Here is a 24,521-nt window from a genome sequence, read left to right as displayed (position 1 = left end):
TAGACGGTTACTTATTCTTGTTTCGCCTTCCCCTTCCCTTTACCTTTTTTACCCGCTTTAGGAGCTTCATCGTCCAGGACAGGACCCGCCAACGGAGGGTTCTCAAAATACGCCCCCTCATTGATCAAACGGGGATCTCCGGTGCGGCCCAGCTCGTCCATCAAACGCTTTTCCAGATCCTTCTTGATCTCCGCATAGGCAGGATCTTCCGCTAGGTTTTTGGTTTCATGCGGGTCCTTTTTCAGATCGTAAAGTTCATACTTGGGCCGCTTTCCATACACCCACTCGTAATGAGCCTTCCATTCGGGGGTCTTACGAGCCCCCACCAGCCACGCCTTGGTTGGCCCCGCATCGTCATCGGGATGTGTCACACGTGTGGTTTCTTCGATCTCCTGAGCTGTCGGCTCATTAGGACCATCCAAGCCATAGGGGTCTCCCATGGGCCAGCGATCAGGACGGAAATTGATGATGAAAAGGTGATCTGCCGTGTGAATGGCGCGTTGAGGGTAGGGTGTGTAATCGGCACGAGCACTCTCGACATGGCGTTCGCGTCCGGTAAACACTTGCGTGCGGGTGGGATCCACCAGACCGGATTTGTCGGACTTCAACACAGGCCAGAGACTGCGTCCTGTCATCACCTCAGGAATCGGTTGGCCCGCAGCTTCCAAGAACGTGGGTGCAAGATCCGTGAGATTCACGAAGTCATCCACCACTCGACCTCCGTTAACGCCAGGTCCCGTGATGGAGAGACTGACGCCCGTGCCGAAGTTGTAGAGATTGCACTTCCCATGGGGGAATCCAGGAGCACCATGGTCACCACTGATGACGACGAGGGTATTATCTAACTGACCGCCTTTTTCCAGCTCCTTCATCAGCACGCCGATGCTGTGATCCCAAGCCTGGATTTCTCCGAAGTAGTCCGCTAAGTCCTCACGCACTTCTGGCACATCGGGAAGATAGGGGGGCATTTTCCCTTTGAGTAAGTCAGGATCAATGTTCCAGAGCTTCTTCCCACTACCCTTAGTCCAAGAACGGTGCACGTTGGTCGGGCCAAACCAGTAACAGAAGGGCTTCCCCCCCTCGTTGGCCTTCAAGAAGTCGGTAAAGTTGCCACGCACTTCCGCATACAGCTCCTCCTTGGCGGCATCCAAATCTTTCCCCGCATCCACCAGCTTAGTGACGTTTTGGGAGAACTGATTGAATCTTCCACCTGCCGCTTGGAAGGCATACTTCTGACCACCATACGGCGCATCCGCAGGTGATCCCGGCCCCCACACCTTGTAGGTCTTGCCAATGTGATAACCTGCATCCTTCAGCAGCAAGGGGTAAGCAGGAATCTGGTCGTCCCACACAGCTCCCCGTAGGATCGCACCACGCCCTGTGCGCCAGAAATACTGTCCCGATAGAAGCGAGCTTCGACAAGGCGTGCAGGATGGGGCATTCACATGCGCGTGTTTAAAAAGCACCCCTTGCTTGGCAATCCGGTCAAAGTTCGGAGTCTTGACGATATCATTGATGCTACCACTGCCGTTTACTTCTGCATAAATGCTGGCATAGCGCCCCCAATCGTCCGCAAAGAAAAATAGAATGTTAGGTTGCTGCTGGGCCGCAATGAGTGACGACGCCCAGAGCGAAGTGAAACAAGCAATCAGATGAACAAAGCGGCGAATCATGGACAGTCTGGAACGACGCCACGAAGCAGAGCTTTCCGAAAAGCTTATTTCACGAGCCTTAGCTTCACATGCTTCAGCTCCAGCACTTGCGATCCCGGCATGGAAAGGGGTTCAAGCACCAACGTCACAGCCCCTTTGGGAAGCTCAAGTGTCCCCGCTGAGAGGTGCGTCCAGTTTCGATTGCGGTAGCGGCCTTTACTAGCTTCATCTCGATGCGGCAAAGGAACCTCCACAGGAGGAGCCGAAGGCACGGTCAGAAACAATGAAGATTCACCTGCCACCAACTTCAGCTGAGAACCCGCGTCCATGTCGGGACAAGCCAAGGCCAACTCCACCTCATAAAGGCCGCCTTGAGTCACTTCGAGATCAAACCAGACCTTCGCTTTGGAGTCTGTCCAGCCCGTGAGCCAGTCATTCGCGAATCCTGGGCCGGAGGCAAAATGCAGCGGAGGAGTGAAGAAGCTCTGCGGGGCATGTAGCTCGACGGGGTTCTGTTCTGAATGCCCCACTGGAAGAGGATACCGCTTCAGTCGGTCTTTAGATATATCGGCAAACCACGATTCATATTTTGTGCTCAGTTCCTCCACCACTTCGGGATGAGTCTCGGCGATATCCACTTTCTCACCGGGATCTTTTTCCATGTCGTAAAGTTGCCAAGGGGAGGCGGTGTCGTCAGCCGCCTTAGCCTTCGAGCCCCCCGATGGGCCTTTGATCTCGCGCACGAGTCGGTATCGTTGGGTGCGGACAGCCCCGGGATAACGATTGGTTTCATCAATCGGATTGTGAGTAAAAAGCACCCGCTCCGGCCAAGAATGGGCCGTTTCATCCTCCAATAAGGGCCGCAAGCTCAGACCGTCCAAGGGAGGTCCCGCAGGCAGATGAATGCCACAAAGATCCAGTAGAGTCGGGTAGAGATCAATGTGCGAGACAATCGGCTTTACCTCATGGGGCTTCCATTTCGCGGCTGGCCAGCGCATAAACAGAGGCACTCGACTCCCCCCTTCATGCACACTGGTTTTGCCTCCTCGCATCCCTGCATTCCATGTTTTCACCCCAGCCGTGCCACCGTTATCGGTGAGGAACAGAACGAGGGTATCGTTCGCCAATCCCGTCTTATCCAAATGCTTGAGAAGGCGCCCCACATTGTCGTCCAAGTTTTCACACATGCCGTAAAAGGCGGCTAAGACATCCTCCAGTCCTTTGGCTTTGAATTTATCGAAATAGCGATCAGGGACCTGATACGGTGAATGCGGGGCATTGTATGCTAAGTAGCAAAAGAAAGGCTTATCCTTGCTCGCACTGATGAACTTAATCGCTTCATCCGTCAGCACGTCAGAAATGTAACCCGTGGTCTTTTCCGGGGTGGATCCTCGCAAAAGTGTGGCATCGAAATAGTTGTTCCAGTGGCCATTGTTGAACCCAAAGACTTCATCGAAGCCCTGCCCAGCCGGGGTGTAGGGATATTGCTCGCCATTGTGCCACTTTCCCAAGCAAGCGCTCCGATACCCCGCCCGTTTGAAGGCTTCGGCCAGCGTCACCTCGGAGGGCTTCATGGCTTCCCGATTGTGCGTGACGCCATGGCATCCTGTTCGCAATGGGTAGCGCCCCGTGAGCAGTGCCGCGCGAGTGGGGGCACAAAAAGAGTTCACGTAGAAGCGGTCAAAGCGCACCCCACTGTGCCCGAGCTGATCAATATGGGGCGTTTGAAGATGAGGATTACCATGGATCGAGAGATCCCCGAACCCCTGATCATCCGTTAAGATCAGCAACACATTGGGCGAGGCCGCCCACAGGGTCATCTGAGTCAGCCAACAAAAAGCGATGACAAGGGCATGTTTCATATCACACCTCCCACTCAGTCGAATTGCATTTTCCCGGGAACGACACCGGCTTGGTGAGCCTCCACGGCTTTTTGAATTTGAGCCACCACCTCAGGATATTGGGCAGCCACATCACGCTTTTCTGAAGGGTCTTTACCCAGATGGAACAGTAGAGGCGGCTCATACAGATCAGGCTTGGCTTGGCCATAACCCGTCTGCGTTTTGAAGTGAGCCTTCCATTCTCCTAAGCGGCAGGCATAAAGCTTATCTCCGCGATAAAAGAAGAAGGGCCTCTCGGGCAATGGGCTGCCTTCAAACAACAGACTCGAAAGGTCTTCACCATCCAGAGTCACCCCCTGCGGCTTATCGGCTCCAGCCATGGCCAAAAAGGTCGGTAACAAGTCCATGGACTGAGTCATCACGGAGCTCACCGTAGGTTGAATGCGTCCCGGCATCCAGGCGATTCCGGGCACACGCATGCCGCCTTCCCAGGTGCTTCCCTTACCATCTTTCAGAGGCCCTGCACTGCCGCCTTGGTCTCCCATAATAAGCCAAGGACCATTGTCACTCGTGAAGAAGACCAGGGTATTTTCAGCCAAGCCTTGCTTCCGCAAACAATCCAAGACTTCGCCCACACTCCAGTCCAACTCCTCCACGGCATCCCCAAAAATCCCCGCACGGCTCTTCCCTTTAAAAGCCGGAGACGCAAAAAGCGGCACGTGAGGAAAGCTGTGCGCCATGTATAAAAAGAAAGGCTTCTGCTTATTCGACTCGATGAACTTCACGGCCTCCTCGGTGTAACGACGCGTTAACGCCGTCTGCTTCGCGGGTTGCTCGATGATTTCTCCATTGCGCATCAAGGGGACATTCCAGCCGTCTTCAGGCGGATTCGGGGAACCCGACGATCCTTTCGGCAATCCAGGGCGACCGTCCATGTCATTGGAGTAAGGAAGCCCCACGCTCAGATCAAATCCCTGCTCCAGGGGACGCGATCCCTCGTGGATTCCAAGGTGCCATTTGCCCACATGCGCGGTGGCATATCCCTTCGCTTTCAGAGCTTCTGCAATCGTGATTTCAGAATCAGGCAATCCTCCTTTTGAATTCGGAAACAGCACTCGCCGAGGCCCATACATCCCACTGCGGATGGGATAACGTCCCGTTAAGAGCGCGGCACGGCTGGGGGAGCACACTTCCGAAGCCACATAGAAATCCGTGAATCGCATTCCCTCAGCCGCCATTCGGTCCAGGTGCGGCGTGCGAATCGTCGGTGAACCGTAGCACCCCAGGTCTCCATAACCTAAATCATCGGCAAAAATCACGACCATGTTTGGCGCGTCTGCCCACAGACTCGAACTAAGAATCAATACCCAAGCGGCAGCTAGAAAATGAATGAATGGCTTCACTATAAACAAGAGGAGGTGTTGAGCGAATGACTCCGAAACTTTTGGCCATTGGCGTCCTAGCCTGTGAAATCTGGCCCTGAATATGCTGTGCCGACTTCACCACTAAGAAGCTCGAATGAAGCCTTTCGCCCCAGAGACATCACCAAAACGAGACATCCGGTGCAACTTTGCAGTGATTTTCGGTAACATCAGATATCCCCTAATTCATCCTACAATCTTGACTCAATCCGAAAGGAGTCCAAGTCTTCACTGTATTAGTTTGGATTAGCATCTCGGTTTAGATCGAAGCAAATTCTTAACTTTTTCAAGAAAGGCCCACGCCCTCCGCTTTTTCCCTCATGTTAGATATCCAGCGCCAACGAGTTGGCCTACTCAAAGAAGATGTGTATTTCACACGTCGAATTCTGATCGCTCACCTGAGCGTAGGCGTTGTCATTGTTGTCTTACTGACCGCTCACGGGGTGATGAGTTGGGCCGTTGCTGCAAGTCTGTGGTTCCTACTCACGATCATGCCGATGCACGGCATGATGCGCGCTCAGGCCTGTTGTCGGCACCTCCTCGGGGTTTTATTTCTGCTGTTCAGCGCTTTAGGCGTTTACTTCCTCACTCAGGTGGAGCCGTCTTTGGATGAGGATCAATTCAGTCTCGTCCCTGCCGGACTTCTACCATTCTGGCTCGGCACCTTGAACATTTTATATGCGGTGGCGGGTGCATGCCTGATCGGTAATCGTAAGGTCCGCAGGGCGACGACGATCGGCTTTTCACTCTGGTGACGTTGGGCGACGTGCGAACCATGCCAGGAATTCACGATTGCCGTCCGTTCCCTGGATCGAAGACTCGACAAGTCCCTTCCATTCGAATTCCGGGCGTTTTTCGATGAAGGACTGCAAACGTGAGCAGGCTTTTGCGTGCAACTCCGGCTCCCGGACAATGCCCCCCTTACCGACCTCATCCCGACTGAGTTCAAACTGGGGTTTGACCAGGACCAGGGCCTGACCTCCGGGCTTCAGGACGGCCAGAGCTCCTGGCAGAACGAGGGTGAGGGAAATGAAGGACACATCGGCAACGATAAAGTCCACGAGCTCTGGGACATCCATGGGCTGAAGATGACGCACGTTAAAATTTTCCCGACAGACCACCCGGGGATCACTGCGCAGCTTCCACACCATCTGATTGGTGCCGACATCAAAGGCGTAAACCTTCACCGCACCCCGTTGCAGCAGGCAGTCCGTGAAACCACCCGTCGAAGCCCCGACATCCATCGCCACCCAGCCCGTGACATCGATGCCGAAGTGCTCCAGAGCACCTTCCATTTTCAATCCGCCACGACTGACAAAACGAGGCATCTCCTTCACACGCAATGGCGCATCTTGACGCACCAGCCAGCCGGGCTTGGTGATGATCTCTTCACCGAGCAGGACTTCACCGGCCATGATGAGTCGCTTAGCCTGCTCTCGTGAAGAGGAAAGCCCCCGCTGAACGAGAGCAAGATCGAGTCGAATGCGCGCCATTAGCGTGACACGGGAGCGATGACCTCATCCCCTGGTTCAATACTCACACCGGTTGGGATGGAGGCGAAGTCCAGATCCGCCACGGCTTCGGTTTCTTCAATCGAGTCTGTAACGGTGATTTTGCCAAGGATAGCGCTATCACGCCGCACTTCGAGCTGCTGACCTTTGGTCAGCCCAGCCTTGGAACCTGCATCCAGCACGACAAAACCCTGTTCTTTAACGACCGTTTTGACCTTAGCCACCGCTGGAATGGCAAGCACCTGCTTCTGCATGGGAGTTAAGGTGTTGGTGGAGATTCCTTGGCTTTCCGCCTGGATCACGGATTTAGGCACCGTCAAACCTCCTCCTGGCAGAGCTCCTGCACCCGCCATCACCTCGGCTAATTCGGGATCCGCTTCTTTTTTGGCAATCGTGCCGGGTTCGGGTGGCGGAGTAACGGAAGTCGCCGGGACGCTCGGCAAGGGCACCAAACTGGATGCCTCAGGGCTGGCGGCTCGATCTGCCGCCTGCTGTTTTTTCACAAACGCCAGCTCCTCACGTGCTCCTTTGGCCGCCTGCTGGCCTTCCCAGGCGAGGTAACCGGTGATGGCAAGAAGAATGATGGTGAGGGCAAGAGCAAATTGAGTCAATCGCATGATCTCCATGTAAACGCGGATTGAGAAAACGGAAAAGCGAAATCCTCGCCCCTTGCACGCCGTGCGACGCGTTTCACTATAGAAGCTCACATGATTGATATTGCACTATTCAGGTTGCCCGGAGGAAGGGCGTGGATCGGCCAAGGTCCATTTGAATCTTTGGCGGAAGCCCCGGCCGAGGGCGGCGTCTTCTACGTCAACGATTTTGACCTGAGTGATAAGCGTCCATGGAAAAAGCCCTCTCAGCTCGTGGAGGTAAGCGCTGACTCCCTGGCTCAGAAAGCCGGATGGAATGGAGCTACGCCCCCCAAAATTCAGTGGGCCAAGCCTTCGACAGAATGGTTCAAGATGGCATTCCGTCGCATCCGGCGCGAAGTTTTGTCGAAACGGCTGGAAAAAATGGTGCCCGTGCTGACCGAGCGCGGCACCATCACTCAGGGAGACCCCGTGCGACTTTTGGAAAAAGTGATGACCGCTCCCACCAACACTTGGGGTTACGGCTGGGTGCAGGCTGGGCAGGGCTTTCTGGGAGCGACTCCCGAGTTACTGTTCCGAGCTCAAGGTTCCTCCGTGGAAACCATGGCCCTGGCTGGCACGGCCAAACCAGGAGCCCAGGAAGCCTTCCTGACCGATGTGAAGGAGATTGAGGAACATGAAATCGTCGTGCGTTACCTCACCGAACGACTCAATGCCCTCGGCAACGTGGAGCGAGACCCACGCGGCCTCTGCCAAGCCGCCAATTTGCTGCATTTTCAGACGAATCTGCGGGTGATGCTCGATCAAACGATGGACCCCGGAGCCTTGGTAACTCAACTGCACCCGACCCCTGCTGTGGGTTGCCTACCACGAGAGGAACATTGGCTGACCAAGCTGCGTGAATACCGCACTCAACTTGATGTGCCAAGTTTCTTCGGGGCTCCCTTTGGTTTTATCGAGCCCGGTCAGGGAAATACTTGTCATATGGTGGTGGCTATCCGAGGCCTTGGCTGGACCAAGGATGAAGCGCAACTTCCCTCGGGTTGTGGCATTGTAGGAGGTAGCGCCTTCGATCACGAATGGCGTGAACTGCGTCTCAAGCGAGAGTCCGTGGTGACCATGCTCGGCCTCTAGTGCAGTTAGCTCCGCTCCCTCTGCATGAACACCCTCATCGTCCGTTCCCTTTTGACGGCGCTCGCCCGCATGGGTGTCGCCGAAGTCTGTGTGGCTGCTGGCGCTCGGAATGCTCCGATCATTGCCGCACTGACTGAAAGTGAAGGAGTGAAACTCTGGAACTTTTTTGAAGAACGCAGTGCAGCGTTTTTCGCCATTGGGCGCATCTTGGCCGATAAAGCTCCCGTGGCTGTCTTGACCACCTCGGGCACAGCCTCAGCGGAGTTGCTGCCTGCGGTCATCGAGGCTCATTATCAAGGGTTACCTCTCGTGCTGATCACAGCAGATCGTCCACGCCGATATCGTGGCACGGGGGCTCCCCAGGCCATCGAGCAAAAAGATCTTTTTGGCCCCTACGTGTCAGCATGCCTGGATGTCGAGGTGGGGGCCAGTCTCTCTTGGCCAACACGCATCGGTCCGCGCCCCTTGCACATCAATATCTGCCTGGACGAACCTCTAGCCACCAATTTGAGCGGCATTGATTTCCTGGCGCACCACGGACCGGGCACTCCCAAACAACCCGCATCACCCGCCTTTGCTTTGGCGAACGAACCGACCGCCGTTCTGGCCTCGGGGCTCTCCGTCTCTGAAGCAGAAGAGGCAGCCCCCTTGCTTGCTAAGCTGGGCCTGCCTGTCATGGCGGAAGCTACGTCCAATCTCTGGGGGAAGTGGCCGAATCGCCCCAAGCTGGATCATCTTCTCTATCCAGCGGGGGAGTCCCATCTCACGGCTCTGGATGCCCAACAGATCTTGAGGATCGGTGGTGTGCCTACCGCCACGTGGTGGAGAGAATTGGAAAATCATCCCGAAATCCATGTCACCAACATTACCCGACTGCCCTTTCCTGGGCTGGCTCGGCGAGAGCGGGTGCAGACGCTGCCTTGGTCATGCTTGGCCGAAATGGGCCGTTATCAACTCCCTCCTGCCATCGTCGCCAGTCAGGTTCCTGACATCCAGGCGGCCCTGAGTGATCATCCCTTGTCTGAGCCAGGTTGGATGCGTGAACTAGCCATGCACATCCCCGACGGCTCGCAGGTCTTTTTAGGAAACAGTCTCCCCATCCGCGAATTCAATCTCGGGGTAGGGTTCATCCATCCCCAAGTTGAGTTTTTAGCTAACCGCGGAGCCAATGGCATCGACGGACTCGTTTCTACTTGGCTGGGAACTTCGGCCATCGTTCGTGAGAGTTGGCTGATCTTGGGAGATCTCAGTGCTCTCTATGATCTGGCCGCCCCCTGGATCATGGCTCAACTTCCAAAGGCCAATCGTCGCCTCGTGGTAATCAATAATGGAGGCGGCAAGATCTTTGCCCGCGTTAAATCTCTCCGTGGCCTTTCGCGCGAAGCTCGCCACATCATTGAGAACCGCCATCGCGTTCACTTCGGGCCGTGGGCCGAGATGTGGGGGCTCGGTTACCTCAAGGTCACACATCCCGACCAACTGGACGATCTACCCGAAGGGCCCCTTCTCATCGAGGTCATTCCCGATGCTGAGCAAACCGACACCTTCTACTCCAAACTCGCCTAGTGCTGTCGGCAGGTGCCCTTTGACTCAACGGCGGCGCCGCAGTGCCAAAGCAACCAACGCGAGCAATATGAACAAGCTCCGTGAGGGCTCCGGTACGGAAGCGATGCCATCCAGAGTCGCACTGTTACCGCCACTGATGGAGGCATTGTAATTGGTGGTGCTGAGCACAAAACGATCAATCGCTACCCCACCCTCGCGGTTACCGATGGTGAAAGTAACATCCAAGGGGTTTTCAACACTGGCTCCTGTAACAGTGAAGGTCAACGCTGCCGTAGAATCCCCTGAAAACTGTCCCATATCCCAGTAAAAATACTGTCCTTCATTGGGGTTGGGTGTCTCACTGGCGGCAGGAAGGTGCCCCTGGCTTGGTAGGTGCTGGGCATACCAATCATTGTCCTGCCCTGCGCCTGTGGCTGCGGCGATCCCGAGATCACGCGGCAGGTAAAAGGAGTCCTCGTTTCCATAGCTCGGAGGCGGTGTGGAGTTCGACCGATCATACATGGAGTATTTTGTGAACACGTAATACGTGCCATCCGAAGTGAACTGGAGATCATAAGTGGCAAAGGAACTCGGTGAGCCGCCACCATGAGTGTAGAGTGCATCACCGACCACATTGGAGCCGGTAGGAATGGTCTGAGTGCCACCAGAAGTCGTAATCACCGACCAGCCGCTGCCCGTCAGCGACGAATAATCCTCGGCTTCAAAAGCAAACACACCCGCTTCTTGCTGAAGCAAGACAGCTCCTGAAGTCAGTGCAGTCCAACTCAAGACACTCGCCAGTGTGAGGGTAAAAATCCATTTTGTCATTTCTTCCCCTCTCACGGATTTCTCACCTATTCAATTCGCGATAACTTGGATGTCTCACAAGACGTTCACCGAATCTAATAAAGCTTTCACTTAACCATCAAGAATCCGTTTTCCCCTCACCCTGAGTCAGCCAGTGAAACCTACGGTTTCCGGAGCCATGTGATTTCCAGTTTCCCATTCCTATCTTCCCCGCTAAACAGATCCGCGCATGACCCACGCTGAAGCTTCCTCTCGTGCCGAGTATCTCCGCACTGAACTGCATCGCCACAATCACCTCTACTATGTCGAGGCGAGGACGGAGATCACGGACCAGGAGTTCGATGCGTTATTGCGCGAATTGCAGGGCTTGGAAACCCAATTTCCCGATCTGCTCACGGCGGACTCTCCCACGCAGCGTGTGGGCGGTGCCCCCATTGAAGGTTTTACCCAGATCCGCCACAGCGTGCCGATGATGAGCCTGGATAACACCTATTCTGAGAGCGAGTTGGTGGCCTTCTTTGCCCGTCTTCAGAAAGGTTTGAATCGGGAGACGATCGACTGCGTCATTGAGCCGAAGGTGGATGGAGTCGCCATCAGCATCCGTTATGAAAACGGTGTGCTCAAACACGGTGCCACCCGTGGTGATGGCCAGACTGGCGATGACGTGACGCATAACCTCAAGACCATCAAGAGCCTGCCGCTGCGCTTGCCCAAAGAGGGCCCTCAAACCTTCGAGGTGCGTGGCGAGGTGTTCATGACCAAGGCCAACTTTGCCAAACTGAATCAGGAGCGTGAAGAAGCCGGTGAACCCCGCTTTGCCAATCCGCGGAACTCCACAGCAGGCACACTGAAGCTGCTGGACCCCAAGATCGTGGCCAAGCGGCCCCTGGACATCGTTTTCTATGGCCTCGCCGATTCCTGGGATCACCCGATTGCATCCCAGTCTGAGGTGCATGAGCTGCTACAACGAGCGGGCCTGCGCAAGGCCGATCTCATCTGGAGAAAAGACACGGCTGAAGGCCTGCTGGAGGCCATTCGCGAGCTGGATGAACGCCGCAAATCCCTGCCCTATGAAACCGATGGCGCAGTGATTAAAGTCAATGCCTTTGCCGATCAACGCGAGCTCGGAGCCACCAGCAAAGCCCCACGGTGGGCCATCGCTTACAAGTATCAGCCCGAACAGGCCGAGACCAAGGTGCTGTCGGTGGATATCCAGGTTGGCCGCACCGGAGCGCTCACTCCCGTCGCACGCTTAACGCCCGTCTTCCTCAGTGGCTCCACCGTGAGCAACGCGACCCTGCACAACTTTGAGGAAATCGAGCGCAAAGACATTCGCGTGGGGGACACGGTGGTGATTGAAAAAGCCGGGGAGATCATCCCTGCGGTGGTGATGGTGAAAAAGGAACTGCGCACAGGCGAGGAAACTCCAATCCCCGTGCCATCCACCTGCCCGATCTGCGGCAGCTCTGTGCATCGCGATGAAGAGCAAGTCGTGATCCGCTGCCCCAACCCTCACTGCCCCGAGGTGGTGAAGCGCCGACTCGAACATTTTGTGAGCCGTGGCGCCATGGACATCAGCGGCCTCGGCGAATCCGTGGTGGCTCAACTGGTGGACACCCCGCTGAATGGTAAACCCACGGTCGAAGACGCGGCGGATCTCTATCAGCTCGATATTTTCAAACTCTCCCGCCTGGAGCGAATGGGCAACAAGAGCATCGACAACCTTTTGAAAGCGATCCAAGCCAGCAAACAACAGGATGCCTGGCGTCTGCTGTTTGGTCTCGGCATCCTGCACGTCGGCGCTGGCGGTGCACGCAAGCTGCTGGAGCATTTCGGCAGCATCGACGCCATTGAGAAAGCCAGTATCGAGGAACTCTCGCAGTGTCCAGATATCGGCAGCGTGGTTGCTCAGAGCCTTCATGCCTGGTTCCGAGATGCCACGAATCTCACCCTCCTGAATCGTCTGCGTGAAGCGGGTTTAACCCTGGCACAGCGAACCGTCGAAGCCGCGAGTGACAAGCTCCAGGGCACCACCTGGGTCATCACTGGCACCCTCAGCCAAGATCGCGAAAGCATCGCCGACATCATCCGGGCCAATGGAGGCAAAGTCAGCGGCAGCGTTAGTGGCAAGACGACCTATCTCCTAGCCGGTGACGAAGCCGGTAGCAAGCTCGACAAGGCCACGAAACTGGGTGTGAAGATCCTCAGTGAAGAAGAGTTTCGCGGAATGCTCTAAATTACATTTTTCCTGAAGCTTCTCGGTTGGCGCTCTGTAATACATTTCTCCCCGGTATCCGATTCGCTCGAAGAGATGCCGGGGCTTTTCTCATGAAGTTCCTGACTGCATTCCTCATTGCCCTTGTTTTCTACGCGGGTTCAACTCCATTTTCTTCAGCAGCGAAAGGTCCGCCTGCTGCGCTGGAAACCAAGATCGACGAGGCCTGGCAAGTCACCTGGGATCGCTTTTTCCATAAGGATGTGCAGACCTTCGCGGACTACCTCAGCAGTTATGAGCCGGGCAAGGAGTTGGCCCACCTACCTACGGCGGAGGAAGTGAAGCACCAGTTTCCCAATCCCTGTGGCTACAGCACTGGCATGGAGGATGGCATGATCCTCGGGGGAGCCATGCTGAGCATTCTCGCGGATCGTTATGCGGTGACTCAGGACGAGGCTTTACGCGAGCGCATGAGCCAGGTTTTTAATGGCATGCGCTTGAGCGCCACCGTCCACGGAGTCCCGGGTTATGTCGCACGCAACGTCTGCCCCGAAGACCGAAAGAGCGTTTACATCAACTCCTCGCGAGATCAATACACCCACTTTGTTCATGGTCTGTGGAAGTATTACCACAGCCCGCTGGTGGACGAGGCCACGAAGGGCGAAATCCGCAATATTCTCGCAGCGGTGGCGGATCGCATGATCCAGTTCGTGACCCCAGAGAACGATTACGACTTCTGCCGCGCCGATGGCCAGCACTGTCCCCTCGGCATCTGTCGCATGTGGAATGTGCAGGCCCATGAAGCTGCCCGCCTGCCCATGATCTACGCAGCGGCTTGGGATGTGACTCAGGATGAGCGCTACCGCAAAGAGTGGCGCCGATACGTCGCGGAAGCGGTCAAGCAATCCGCCACACCGGATGGTCACAAACCCGCCTACGCCCTCCTCCAGATGCAGTGCTCGCTGGAGCTACTCCTAGCTCTGGAACCTGAGAACTCACTGAAGAGCGAGATCGAAAAGGTCATGGCCCACGTCGCCCAGTTGGCCACCAAGCGCACGGCCTACATCTGCTCACAAATCGCCAAAAAGTCCCCCACAGAGATGCAGATGCTCGGTCCCGACTGGCGCAAAGTGCCGGTCTGGAAGAATCAAAAGGGTTACCCCAATCCCCAGTGGGGAGCCTACCGCGAGATCTGGCACATCACCCGTGAAGCTGGTGAATCGGCCATTGTCCCCCTCATGCTCCCGCAGCCCGAAATTCCCGCCGAGCAGAAACAACGCCTTCGCGACGTCATCCTCCAGTGCGACTACCGGCACAACTCAAGCTGTGGAATCATTTACCACCTTGGCGCCTACTGGAAGGCACGTCGACATGGCCTGCTGTAAATGGGCAAGTCATACCTCTGGAACGACAAGTCAGACTCACTTGGTCAACTGATCAGCTCCTCCAAGTCGGATTCATTCAGCCCAGCCATGAGCGGTGATTTCTCGTCCAGGGCGGCTTCGACCAGACCACGCTTTTTCGCCTGGAGGGCCAGAATGCGCTCCTCCACCGTGCCGCGCATGGCGAGGCGGTAAGCGGTCACGACACGTTGCTGACCGATACGGTGAGCGCGGTCAATGGCCTGCGCTTCAACAGCGGGGTTCCACCAGGGGTCGAGCAGGATCACATGATCGGCCGCCGTTAGGTTAAGACCGTAGCCACCCGCCTTCAAACTGATGAGGAAGACGCGGCAGTTCGGGTCTGTCTGGAAGCGTTTGACCTGAGCTTCACGATCCTGACTGCTACCATCGAGATAGGCATGCTCCAGGTTCTGCTCTTTGAGCAGGGTGCGCACGTGCTGAAGATACTGCACGAATTGGCTGAAAATCAGCACCTTGCCGCCGCCCTCCAGAATGGACTCCAGACGCTCTTCCAGCATGGGCCACTTACCCGAGAGGTCCTCGCGCTCCAGCTTGCCTAAAGTATCCGCCTGTAAACCCGTGAGACGAAGATCACAGCAAGCCTGACGCAAACGCAACAAGACCGTGAACATGGTCATCTTGGCCCCATTCTGACCGGATCGTTTGCGAGCCGCCTTGATCTCATCGCGCCCTTCTTCGAGCAGACGACGATAGACCTCACCCTGAGCGGGGCTCGGTTCGCACCAGAGCACCTGCTCAATCTTCTCGGGCAGATCCTTCAGCACCTCACGTTTCGTCCGCCGGAGGAAGTAGGGGCGAATGAGTTTTTTCAGCCGCTCACTGGCAGCTTGTCCGGCAGGAGTTCCCAGAGCGGTTTGGATCGGCTGCTCAAAGCGCTCTTTGAAGCCATCGCGGCTGCCCAGATACCCCGGCAGGAGGAATTGATAGATCGACCAAAGATCTCGGGTGCTGTTCTCCACCGGTGTGCCGGTGAGGGCGATGCGTGCATGCGCCTTGAGACTGCGGAGAGCTTTGGCCGCGTCGGTATCAGGATTTCGGATGTAGCTGGCCTCATCGAGCAAGACCAACCCCCAAGCCTGTTTTTGAATCACCTTCTCATCACGGACGACCAACTGATAGGTGGTGATGAGCACATCCAATTCCTTCAATTGACTGAGCACTCGATCCCGCTTGTCCCCCTGTGAAACAGCCACCTTCAGGTGGGGTGCAAAACGCTCGAATTCAGCCCGCCAGTTGCCTGTCAGAGACTTTGGGCAGACGATGAGACAGACCTGTCTCTCTTTGTCACTTTTCTCCCCCACGTAGTTCGACACCACCGCGATACTCTGGACGGTTTTTCCCAGCCCCATTTCATCGCCCAAAAGTCCTCCCCGCCCTGCTTGAGCAAGGCCGGTCATCCAGCGCACCCCTAGAAGCTGATAGGGGCGAAGTCGGGCTCCCAATTCGCCCAATGCGTCCAGGGTCTTTTTCTCTTCCGGTAACGGGACGGCAGACTCCTGCTCAGGCAAGAAATAGGAGGCGTGCAGCGCACTGATGCGCGCCCCATCTGGCGTGATCTGAAGAGGCACGTCCTTCAGTGTGTCCTCAAACTCCTCCACCTGCTGGAGATCAAGCAGGTAGCGTTTGCCATTCTTGCCCTGGACTGAGCGCTGACCAGACCGCACCAAGCGCAGCACTTCCGAGCGAGACAATTTGAAGCCATCGGGAGACTCGTAACCGAACTCCATGGCCAGCCAATCGGCTCCAGAGGATCGTTCTCCGTCCATCGGCACTTGACGCACCTGCGGTTGAATCCGCGCCACGCCGCGAGTGGCCACGCGCCATTTCTCCCCCTCGATCACCTTCACCTCCTGACGCAAACGTGGCAGGTCAGTGGCAAAAAAGCGCATCACACTCTCCGCCCCTATCAGACGGAAAACCTCGGTATCCACCGAGCCCAATCTTAGCCCCGCCGACTTGAATCCCAAGAACTGAAGACGGGCCAAAAGACGCGTTTCGGCCATTCTGTTGGCTACGTAAAAAGTCCCCGGAGATTCTTGATCCTGAAGAGGAAACTTTTTATCCACTTCGCTAGAAAGCCCGGAAGAGTTAATGTTCCATCTCAACCCCTGATATTCGGCGGAGAGCGTTACATCGACGGCCTGGAGAGAACCTTCCAGACGCAGTTCAAAGGTGCACGGGACGGGGGCGACATGGAAGTGTTCCAGCTCGCGCCCTCGGGTCTCGACCAGAAACCCTTCAGCCAACGCCTCGCGCTGCTGGATGAACCAGGCGATGGGTCGCCGACAAGGCAACTCCGCCAACAAACGAGACAACTCTGTCTCTAAAGGTGGAAGACTGAACAGGCTCTGGGTTTCCCGGCACAGCCACCACCCTGCAGGCTGACTTTTGAAAAGAGGCCCTTGTCCCGCACCTTCCAAACTGAGCTTCACCTGAGCGCCTTCGGCTTCGACGATCAGAGGCAGGCGAACTGGCTCTGCAGCAACAGCCAGGGATACCCCCCCACCGGAGGGCTTACCCGCAATGACACGAGGATGATCCGCCAGAACTGAGAGGAGATCAGCCATGGCTTTGGCCGTCAGGGACATCGGTGCACTCTGGGCCTTGATCCCCTGCTCGGACAGCCAAGCCGCGAATAGCGACTCCTCAGGCTCGCCTCCAGATTCAAACTTCACGTAAGCGCCCAGGGGCTCGCGAGTGATGCCCTGGAGGAGGTTTTCCGGCAAAAATAGCGTAAAGCGTCCGAGCACACGTCGAGGCTGACGCGCCTTGGGCACAGGGGGCAAAGGCGCCGATGCCACTGCTGGTGTGGATGCGCGTGCGCCTGCTCCAGCTTGCTCTTGACGAATCCCCGGAGGTGGAACCTTGGCAGCAGCGGGTTTCGTGGGATTCAGATACACCAGTGCCACCGCCAGCGAATGCTCACAGATCAGGCCTCGGCGGGAGGATGGACAGGTGCAGAGATTATCCACATCACTGCGACTGCGGATACGCAGACCACAGGCAAACTTCATCCTTCCGCTACCGGCCAGGCCACGCACGAGTCCGGCCTCCGCTTTTTGCAGCTCGACCAACCCGGCGTCCACAAGGCCACGCGCAGCCTTCATGGCCTGCCAGCCACCAATTTCTCCCAACCATTTCTCCGTGAATTCCATTTCTTTCTGGCGCGGGGCATGGTTCCCGTTCAATGTCGCCCGTCAAGGCAAGTTTATGCGGATAGTTGCGATCACCAATCAAAAGGGCGGCGTGGGTAAAACAACCACCTCCGTCAATCTGTCAGCATGTCTCGCTCAAATGGGCGTGCGCTGTCTCCTGATCGATCTGGACTCCCAAGGCAATGCAACGAGCGGCCTGGGTCTAGCCAAGGAAGAGGGAGGCAGTATTTATTCAGCTCTCGTGGAGGGCACCGATCCTCATGAGGTGATTCGTAGCACGCGCATGCCTCATCTGTCCGTCATCCGCAGCCATCAGGAATTGGCAGGATGTGAGATTGAGCTGGCTCAGCGCGGCAATCACCTCACCCGACTCCGTGAAGTATTGGACCAACTGCGTCATAGTAATCACTTCGATTACATCTTCCTCGACTGCCCCCCTTCCCTTGGCGTACTGATGACCTCAGCCCTGGCCGCAGCAGATGAAATGCTGGTACCGATCCAGTGCGAATATTTCGGCCTAGAGGGTCTCTCCAGCATCGTCCAAGTCGTGCAGCAAATCCGTGACTGCGGCGTGAATCCGAACCTTCTTCTCGAAGGCATCGTGATGACGATGTACGACCAGCGGGCCAACCTGGCGAACCAAGTGGTGAATGATGTGAAGAGTTACTTCGCGGAAGTGATTTACAACACCATCATTCCGCGCACCATTCGCCTCGGAGAGGCCCCAAGCTTCGGTAAATCCATCATTGAATACGAGCCCAATGGCCGTGGTTCCCAAGCCTACAGAGCGCTGGCCGAGGAGTTCCTTGCCCGACGTGCCACCAAATAAGCAGCTAGCATTAGCGGATACCACCTTCCGCAAAAAAGGAACTGCCATGGATGTCCTTAATAGGTCCTTTTTGCGAACTCTCCATGTCCCGCACAAGGCCCCTCAAGGGCCTGAATCTTCTGCGACGATGTGAGCTTACCCGAAGGTGAGGTTAGATGAGTTTGCGCGGAAGAGCACATCGAGTTCAGCGTCATCTGATCTTTGATCCCCAGACTCTCACTGCCTGCCGAAGAGCCTGGAAATACAGCCAAGTAACAACATCCATTCCACACCTTCAGTTAGGCCAACTCGCAACAACATAATCAAACGAACACTAACTAAAAATTTGTTAACTTGTTTAAATATTTAGTTGGCACGTAGCGTATGGAGTCTATAATCCATTTCAATTATTATGATCCGTTCAGCCACCCCACTTATGCTGCTGGCCGAGCCTCCCGCCCGCCAAGCTCGTCAGGCACGTCTGTCTGGTTTTGATTTTGTGTTCTTACTCACCGCCACTTTGTTCATCATTGGCGGCTGTTTCTTCATGCTGGATCTCGCCGCCGCTCACAGCTCCGGCCAGGAGAGTTCAATGCTTAGAACCATCACGGATGTCTCAAGTTGGCTCCCGTCCATGATCGCAACTCTGGCAGCGACTGTTGGCAAGTATGTTCTGCTGTTGGCTGCCAGCGTTTTGAACTCGGCCTTGATTGTCATGCTGGTTCAGTTTTTACGCTCCCTGGATCGTCGGGTTAGCCATGTATCCATTAGCAAACGTGAAGCAGTGGTGAACACTTCTTATGTGCGCCCTGCTAAAGAAGGTCGCCAGGCTGCTGCCGTTCGTCAGTCCAGCCCCTTCTTGCTCACGCCTGTTTTCCGTTGAGCTAAGGGCCAATGGGAAAACGATTTGTGTCACTGACGCTTTGCGAAATTGATCATCGCAGTTTTTGCGACTCGCTCAAACAAACAGACGGTAGATGTAGCAGCAAGATTCACATCTTGTTGGGTTGGTGATCTCGCCTTGATCTGGATGCCTGCTTAGTATCGGACTCGCCTAGTTTCATCGTGCGAGAGCAAGCAGCTGACTGTCAAAACTCGCCTCGAAAGACGCAGCGGGCTGAGGGGGTTTCGTAGATGACGATTTCGCAAAGGCCGGGGAGCTGGGGTGCGAGCTTGCGCCAGAGCCAAGCGGCCATGTTTTCAATCGTGGGATTCTCCAGCCCTTCGATCTCGTTGAGATAAGCATGGTCCATGCGGTCCACGAGCGGTTTCATGGCTTTGCTGATTTCCGCGTGGTCATAGACCCAGCCGATATGGGGGTCCACCTCCCCTTCAACAGCGATTTCCACCTTAAAACTATGACCATGCATGCGGGTGCACTTGTGGCTGTCAGGGAGATTCGGCAGCGTTTGGGCGGCTTCGAAACGAAAGTCTTTGATGATGCGGCAGCGCATGAGTGAAATGGAAGATAGGGTTTAAACCTCAATGAGCTCAAGGTCAATTGCTCGACTTACCCGTATCTTGCGGAAGGGGCTGATCCGGCGTTGGTGAGGGTGGAATCGGCGCTGCCTTCGGTGCAAATACGGTCACTCGCAGGCGTTGCACCGCCCCATCCCAAGGCGTGCTGTTGGGATAGGCCTTGTTGGAGAGCGGGCCAAAGCTTTGTCCCGCCCTCAGTCCCTGATTGGGTTGGCGGGGAAACCCCTCTGCAAAAGGGGTCGGTGCAAGAACCTCGCTACGACCAGGAACAGCCAGGGACATGAGGCCATCGGCATCGATCATGGCTCGGACATTGCAACGCCCGGCGGAGAGACCATCGCCACTGATGGAGGTCGATTTCCCGTCAACAAAGACGGTGAGAGTGGGTTTTCCCGCCACGAGGTGCAGCGCCCAGCCCATTTGTTCGCCCCCTTGGGTCACCAATGAGCTGTCGGCATCCACCTGCGGATTGTAGTCAAAAGCAGCATCGACAAAAATGCCCCGGCCTTCCAGCCGAGGAGACTCCTCAGGAGTCAGATCATCACCGATCTGCAGCTTGAGATGCACGCTACCGTCGTCACTGGGCGTGCTCCCCACTTCGACTCCCGTTCGGGAGGCCCTTTTGAATTCCTTGGGAAACGTAGCCCCCAATTCCTCCTTCAATCCGGCATGAGCAGGATCTGAGGCCAGATTGGTCCACTCATGGGGATCTGCCTGATGATCATAAAGTTCCTCGCTCCCATCCGCATAGCGGATGTAGCGCCAGCGCTGGCTTCGCGCGGCATAGCTGACTTTCTCGCCACCGCCCATTGCGGTAACGGCAGGTTTCGCTCTCTTCGCGGAAGGATCTTTGAGCAACGGTAGCAGGCTGCTGCCATCCAGGTGCTCGGGCTTCGGCACTTTCACCAGATCGCAGAATGTGGGGTAGAGATCAACCAACGAGACGGGTTCATCACTGAGGGTCTCCGGCTTCGTGACTCCAGGGGCATAAATGGTGAGTGGAACGTGAGTGGCTTCCTCCCAGAGCTTTCCTTTATGCCACATCTGTTTTTCCCCCAGATACCAGCCGTGGTCCGCCGTGAAGGCGATGATCGTATTTTTGGCATTGGGTCCAGCTAGAGCGGCATCGACCACTTGCCCCAGCATGGCATCACAAAAAGCCACGCTGGCCAGATAAGCCTGCACAGCCTCTTTCCATTTTCCGGCCTGGACGATGCGGTCATGATTCCCCCCGGGCTTCTCCTGGCCTTTGGCAAAGTCTGGAACATCAGCCAGGTCATCGGCCTTCACCTCGGGAAGCTGAATGCCTTCGAGAGGAAACATATCGAAGTACTTCTGCGGCACATACCAAGGGGAATGCGGTCGATAAAGTCCCACTGAAAGGAAGAAGGGTTTGCGCGTCTTCTTCGAGAGAAAATCCGTTGCCCAAGAAACCACCGCTCCATCGTCCGTCAGGGCATCAGGCACATCGATCTTACCCCAATCCCAATGCCAGATATCGAGGCCATTGAAATTCTGCCCCGTGTGAACGGGTAGATCAGGGATCTGGACTCCTGGCTCAGGAAAGCGGGTCTCCCATGCCGCATCTTGCTCGAAGCCGCGACGCCCTCCATGCCAACCCGCAAGCCGTCCCTCCGGTCCACCGTGATTCGCATGAAAAATCTTCCCGCCCGCAGCTGTCAGAAACCCGCGGGATTTAAAATACTCGGGCAACGTCATTTTCCCCTGGACCTGCACGCTGCGCCGCCAGTCCTGCTCATTGCCAAAAACCCCACTGCTGGAGGGTAACAGCCCCGTGAGAAGGCTTGTGCGGGAAGGATTGCACAGGGCGTAATTGCAATGGGCATTGGTGAAGCGCATGCCCATCTTGGCCAAGCGATCCATGTTGGGCGTCTGGGCTTGGGGATGCCCGCCAAGCCAAGCGGGATAGTCCCGCAGATCATCGGCAATGATGAAAAGAACATTGGGTTTGCCATACGCACTGCGAACAGGCGCGGCAGCTACGTCAAGCCATGGCCAGAGGACGAGCCAAAGCAGAAGAAATTTTCTCGAAGAGAACATGTGCCCGCCATTGGAGCATTCGCGGGCATCGCTTGCAACCTCATGCCACAGACATTGAAAAACGCCCGGTCACTGGGAAGGCAATGAAGTGAAGCTCGAGGCTGATCTCACAGACTTCCTACCCAGGAGATCATTCCATCATGCTAGGTTACTTCGCCTTCTCGGGGTTGGCTTTGGCCCAGGCTCGAAACTCGTCCAAAGTGTAAAAGGTTTCGAAGCGATAGAGCCGCCCCCCTTCTTCAACGAGGTCGCTGGAATTGAAAGACCATGAATCTCCATTCTTTTCCATCAAAGCGCTCAACTGCTTATCCAGTCGGCCACGCAGAGCGGTATGCTTGGGATCGGTCGCCAAATTATTCATCTCGTGGGGATCCACCGCATGATCGAAAAGCACCCAAGGCTCGTCTTCAAACCGAGCATAGGTGTAGTCCTGGGTCACGAGCCCACGCCATGGCTTGCTGACTTGATCAGGATTGAACGGCACAAAAATCTGGAGCAACACCGCTTCAGGTCCCTCGGTGGTTTGCCCCAAAGCCACCTTGGAGAGATCGGCCCCCTGCATCTGGGGTGGCACATCCAGGCCGGCTAGGCCTAACAAAGTCGGTGCTACATCCACATGGCTAAACAGCGTGTCCACCACGCGGCCCTGAGGAATCTTGTGCAGCCAGCGGAAGATGCCTGGGACACGCGCAGATTCATCATGCGGTTTACGCTTCCGGCGCAGCCCGTGATCTCCCAGCATATCGCCATGGTCAGAGATGAAAAGGATGAGGGTATCCTCATCCGCTCCGGTTTCCTTGAGTACTTGAAGCAGACGCCCGACCTGATCATCGATAGCCGTGATAGCGGCGTAGTAAGCTGCGATCTCCTCCCGCCCCCCCAGAGGCACGAAGCGATTGGCCAGAGGCCCACGACGCAGCCCCGCCTTGGGCGTGGGTCGGCTTTCACTTCCGGCTTGCCAGCTCACGGGTGGAGTCAGCTTCGCCGGATCATACTGCTTCATGTATTCCTCCGGCGCACCATAGGGATCATGAGGTGGTCCCATCTGCACAGTGAGAAAGAAGGGCTTATCCTTGGGCTGAGAGCGTAGGAACTCCACAGCGAAGTCGCAGGAAGCCTCAGGCTCGAACTTCTGCACCGTGATCATCTCAGGGGTATCGCGAAAGTAAGTGGGCTCGAAATGCCGATGATGGCACTCATAAGCCGCCCAAAATTCAAAGCCTTGGCGGCGTGGCCCCGGCGGCACAAAACCGGGATCGCGTGGGCCACCATCGAGGTGCCATTTACCGACAAAACCCGTGCGATAACCTGCCTCTTGGAGTTTCTCAGCCAAGGTCGCCTGCTCCTCGCGCAGACGCAGGTCATTGGCGATCATCCCGTTCACATGAGGGTAAGTGCCGGTCAGCATGATGGCCCGTGCGGGACAGCAGACCGGCACATTGGCATAGGTGCGTTTGAATCGCATGCCCTCCTCGGCGAGGCGATCAATGTTCGGCGTTTTGACATCGGGGTTACCATCACAGCCCATGGCGCTAGCGCGCATCTGATCTGGCAGTATCAGCAAGATGTTTGGCCGCTCTGCCGCCTGAACTGTCATGCTCCAAACACAGGTGGAGACACCTGCTACCCAACGAAAATATTGAACCCATCCCATGGCGTGAAAACGCCCGTGAAAGACGGGTCTTACCTCTCCGAATCGTTCCTCTGTAAAAAGATGCAGCGCATGTCTGAACTCGGTGCGTTAATCCAGCCGATGACGACCTATCCCGATCTTGGTTCCCCTGCCCCCGCCTTCAATGCCCCCGTTGTGGGAGGTGGCTATCGCAGTGGTTCTGAAATCAGCCTCGCCGATCTCCAAGGCCATACCGTGGTTCTTTACTTTTATCCCAAAGATGACACCCCTGGCTGCACGAAACAAGCCTGTGCGCTCCGCGATGGATGGAGTGATCTCAAAAACCGAGCGAAAGTCTTTGGGGTCAGTATCGACAGCGTGAAGAGTCACGAGAAGTTCATTCAAAAGCACTCCTTACCCTTCCCCATCCTCAGCGATCCCGATCAGAAGATCGTGAACGCCTACGGTGTTTGGGTGGAGAAAAACATGTATGGCAAAAAATACATGGGCACCGAACGCACCACATTCGTGATTTCACCTGATGGCCTGATCAAAGCCATTTTCCCGAAAGTAAAGCCAGAGGCACACTTAGCGCAAATCATGGAGGTTCTGTGAGTTCCCGGCCAACACGAGAAGATCTCATTTACCCCCAAGAAATCGTTTAAACGCTTCGCCATTCAGCACCGTTTGAGCTAAAACCAGTTCCATGCGTCTTCTGATTCTTTGCTGCCTACCCCTGGCGCTTACTCAATGCGTCGATCCTTACGGGAATCCCATTTCTCCCTTCGGTCCGCCAATGGCACCGCCTCCCTATCCATCAGGACGGGAGGAATACCGCTCTGACATGCGGGAGTATGACCGAAATCAATCTCAGCAGGCCTACACTCGCGGATGGAAGGACGGAGCCGATGACGGCCGCAGCGGCCTAAGACGCGGTTCGTCCAATCCTTATGGTTACAACTCGGCTCAAGCCCAAGCGTATCAGGATGGCTACACCCAAGGCTATCAGTCCAACTCCAGTGCCGCCCCGGGATATGGTCAAAACCGACCGACTCCAGCGTATCCCGACGACTCGCCTTCCACACAAGCTCCGAGCAACGATCCCTCTTACAACCAGGGGTATGAATATGGCTTGAGAGATCGTGTGGCCGGAAGGCAAGCGGATGCCGGTGCCCATGTGGGAAGTTATGATCCACGCTTTCGGCGCAGCTTTGAACGAGGCTATTACGATGCTTTCGAATCTCGCCGCTAAAGCCAGATAGG

The 24,521-nt window shown here is 56.0% G+C and carries 19 protein-coding genes; 9 read left to right on the top strand and 10 right to left on the bottom strand.

The genetic code is table 11. The features are described from left to right. Positions 1 to 11: 11 nt before the first annotated feature. Genes B5D61_RS20030 through B5D61_RS20020 form a run of 3 tightly spaced genes read right to left on the bottom strand, consistent with a single transcriptional unit; the run spans position 12 to position 4,818 of the window. Entirely contained in the window at positions 12 to 1,673 is a 1,662-nt protein-coding gene (locus B5D61_RS20030; protein WP_078815207.1) for a sulfatase family protein, read from the bottom strand. A gap of 44 nt (positions 1,674 to 1,717) precedes the next feature. Further along, positions 1,718 to 3,514 carry an arylsulfatase gene (locus B5D61_RS20025; protein WP_078815206.1) on the bottom strand — a complete coding sequence of 599 codons (1,797 nt, stop codon included), beginning with the start codon at positions 3,512 to 3,514 and terminating at the stop codon, positions 1,718 to 1,720. A gap of 14 nt (positions 3,515 to 3,528) precedes the next feature. Beyond that, positions 3,529 to 4,818, bottom strand: coding sequence for a sulfatase family protein (locus B5D61_RS20020; RefSeq protein ID WP_078815205.1), 1,290 nt, complete (start codon positions 4,816 to 4,818; stop codon positions 3,529 to 3,531). Between the two features lie 416 nt (positions 4,819 to 5,234). Here B5D61_RS20020 and B5D61_RS20015 point away from each other — a divergent pair, with 416 nt between their 5' ends. Continuing rightward, a complete protein-coding gene (locus tag B5D61_RS20015) occupies positions 5,235 to 5,669 on the top strand; it encodes a hypothetical protein (protein WP_078815204.1) in 435 nt (144 codons plus the stop codon). On the opposite strand, the gene B5D61_RS20010 is transcribed toward B5D61_RS20015, so the two are convergent. Both B5D61_RS20010 and B5D61_RS20005 read right to left on the bottom strand, forming a co-directional pair. Next, positions 5,658 to 6,407 (bottom strand): TlyA family RNA methyltransferase, encoded by a 750-nt coding sequence (locus tag B5D61_RS20010; RefSeq protein ID WP_078815203.1) that lies wholly within the window; start codon positions 6,405 to 6,407, stop codon positions 5,658 to 5,660. The two genes, B5D61_RS20015 and B5D61_RS20010, sit on opposite strands and share 12 nt — an antisense overlap. Beyond that, positions 6,407 to 7,042 (bottom strand): hypothetical protein, encoded by a 636-nt coding sequence (locus B5D61_RS20005; RefSeq protein WP_139373388.1) that lies wholly within the window; start codon positions 7,040 to 7,042, stop codon positions 6,407 to 6,409. Before B5D61_RS20005 ends, B5D61_RS20010 begins: the two co-directional genes overlap by 1 nt. Positions 7,043 to 7,201: 159 nt before the next feature. On the opposite strand from B5D61_RS20005, the gene B5D61_RS20000 reads away from it, so the two are divergent. Together B5D61_RS20000 and menD are read left to right on the top strand one after the other, a co-directional pair. Continuing rightward, a complete protein-coding gene (locus B5D61_RS20000) occupies positions 7,202 to 8,152 on the top strand; it encodes a chorismate-binding protein (protein ID WP_176159557.1) in 951 nt (316 codons plus the stop codon). Positions 8,153 to 8,176: 24 nt separating this feature from the next. Then, complete coding sequence (menD, locus tag B5D61_RS19995; RefSeq protein WP_078815200.1) at positions 8,177 to 9,718, top strand: 2-succinyl-5-enolpyruvyl-6-hydroxy-3-cyclohexene-1-carboxylic-acid synthase; 1,542 nt, start codon at positions 8,177 to 8,179, stop codon at positions 9,716 to 9,718. A 24-nt stretch (positions 9,719 to 9,742) separates the two neighbouring features. Here menD and B5D61_RS19990 read toward each other — a convergent pair whose 3' ends face one another. Further along, complete coding sequence (locus B5D61_RS19990) at positions 9,743 to 10,525, bottom strand: PEP-CTERM sorting domain-containing protein (protein ID WP_078815199.1); 783 nt, start codon at positions 10,523 to 10,525, stop codon at positions 9,743 to 9,745. Between the two features lie 208 nt (positions 10,526 to 10,733). Here B5D61_RS19990 and ligA point away from each other — a divergent pair, with 208 nt between their 5' ends. After that, positions 10,734 to 12,740 (top strand): NAD-dependent DNA ligase LigA, encoded by a 2,007-nt coding sequence (gene ligA / locus B5D61_RS19985; RefSeq protein WP_078815198.1) that lies wholly within the window; start codon positions 10,734 to 10,736, stop codon positions 12,738 to 12,740. 92 nt (positions 12,741 to 12,832) lie between these two features. Beyond that, a complete protein-coding gene (locus B5D61_RS19980; protein WP_217699025.1) occupies positions 12,833 to 14,104 on the top strand; it encodes a hypothetical protein in 1,272 nt (423 codons plus the stop codon). Positions 14,105 to 14,148: 44 nt separating this feature from the next. Here the strand turns inward: B5D61_RS19980 and B5D61_RS19975 are convergent, their stop codons facing one another. Further along, positions 14,149 to 17,298: a DEAD/DEAH box helicase gene (locus B5D61_RS19975; protein WP_078815197.1), complete on the bottom strand. Its 3,150-nt coding sequence runs from the start codon at positions 17,296 to 17,298 to the stop codon at positions 14,149 to 14,151. Between B5D61_RS19975 and B5D61_RS19970 the strand changes: the two genes are divergently transcribed. Together B5D61_RS19970 and B5D61_RS19965 are read left to right on the top strand one after the other, a co-directional pair. Then, complete coding sequence (locus B5D61_RS19970) at positions 17,288 to 18,127, top strand: ParA family protein (RefSeq protein WP_342753395.1); 840 nt, start codon at positions 17,288 to 17,290, stop codon at positions 18,125 to 18,127. The two genes, B5D61_RS19975 and B5D61_RS19970, sit on opposite strands and share 11 nt — an antisense overlap. 391 nt (positions 18,128 to 18,518) lie before the next feature. Further along, positions 18,519 to 18,989: a hypothetical protein gene (locus B5D61_RS19965; protein ID WP_139373387.1), complete on the top strand. Its 471-nt coding sequence runs from the start codon at positions 18,519 to 18,521 to the stop codon at positions 18,987 to 18,989. 205 nt (positions 18,990 to 19,194) lie between these two features. On the opposite strand, the gene queD is transcribed toward B5D61_RS19965, so the two are convergent. From queD to B5D61_RS19950, 3 genes are all read right to left on the bottom strand, one after another. Then, a complete protein-coding gene (queD, locus tag B5D61_RS19960; protein ID WP_078815194.1) occupies positions 19,195 to 19,560 on the bottom strand; it encodes a 6-carboxytetrahydropterin synthase QueD in 366 nt (121 codons plus the stop codon). Between the two features lie 43 nt (positions 19,561 to 19,603). Further along, positions 19,604 to 21,646 carry a sulfatase gene (locus tag B5D61_RS19955; protein WP_078815193.1) on the bottom strand — a complete coding sequence of 681 codons (2,043 nt, stop codon included), beginning with the start codon at positions 21,644 to 21,646 and terminating at the stop codon, positions 19,604 to 19,606. A 148-nt stretch (positions 21,647 to 21,794) separates the two neighbouring features. After that, a complete protein-coding gene (locus tag B5D61_RS19950) occupies positions 21,795 to 23,300 on the bottom strand; it encodes a sulfatase family protein (protein ID WP_078815192.1) in 1,506 nt (501 codons plus the stop codon). Between the two features lie 99 nt (positions 23,301 to 23,399). On the opposite strand from B5D61_RS19950, the gene B5D61_RS19945 reads away from it, so the two are divergent. Together B5D61_RS19945 and B5D61_RS19940 are read left to right on the top strand one after the other, a co-directional pair. Further along, a complete protein-coding gene (locus tag B5D61_RS19945; RefSeq protein WP_078815225.1) occupies positions 23,400 to 23,873 on the top strand; it encodes a peroxiredoxin in 474 nt (157 codons plus the stop codon). 181 nt (positions 23,874 to 24,054) lie between these two features. Then, positions 24,055 to 24,510, top strand: coding sequence for a hypothetical protein (locus B5D61_RS19940; protein WP_217699024.1), 456 nt, complete (start codon positions 24,055 to 24,057; stop codon positions 24,508 to 24,510). The last annotated feature ends 11 nt before the right edge of the window (positions 24,511 to 24,521 follow it).

It is taken from the genome of Prosthecobacter debontii (genome assembly GCF_900167535.1).
GTDB classification, from domain to species: domain Bacteria; phylum Verrucomicrobiota; class Verrucomicrobiia; order Verrucomicrobiales; family Verrucomicrobiaceae; genus Prosthecobacter; species Prosthecobacter debontii.
The sequence above is the reverse complement of the archived record's forward strand: the minus strand, read 5'-3'. Positions and strand labels throughout refer to the sequence as shown.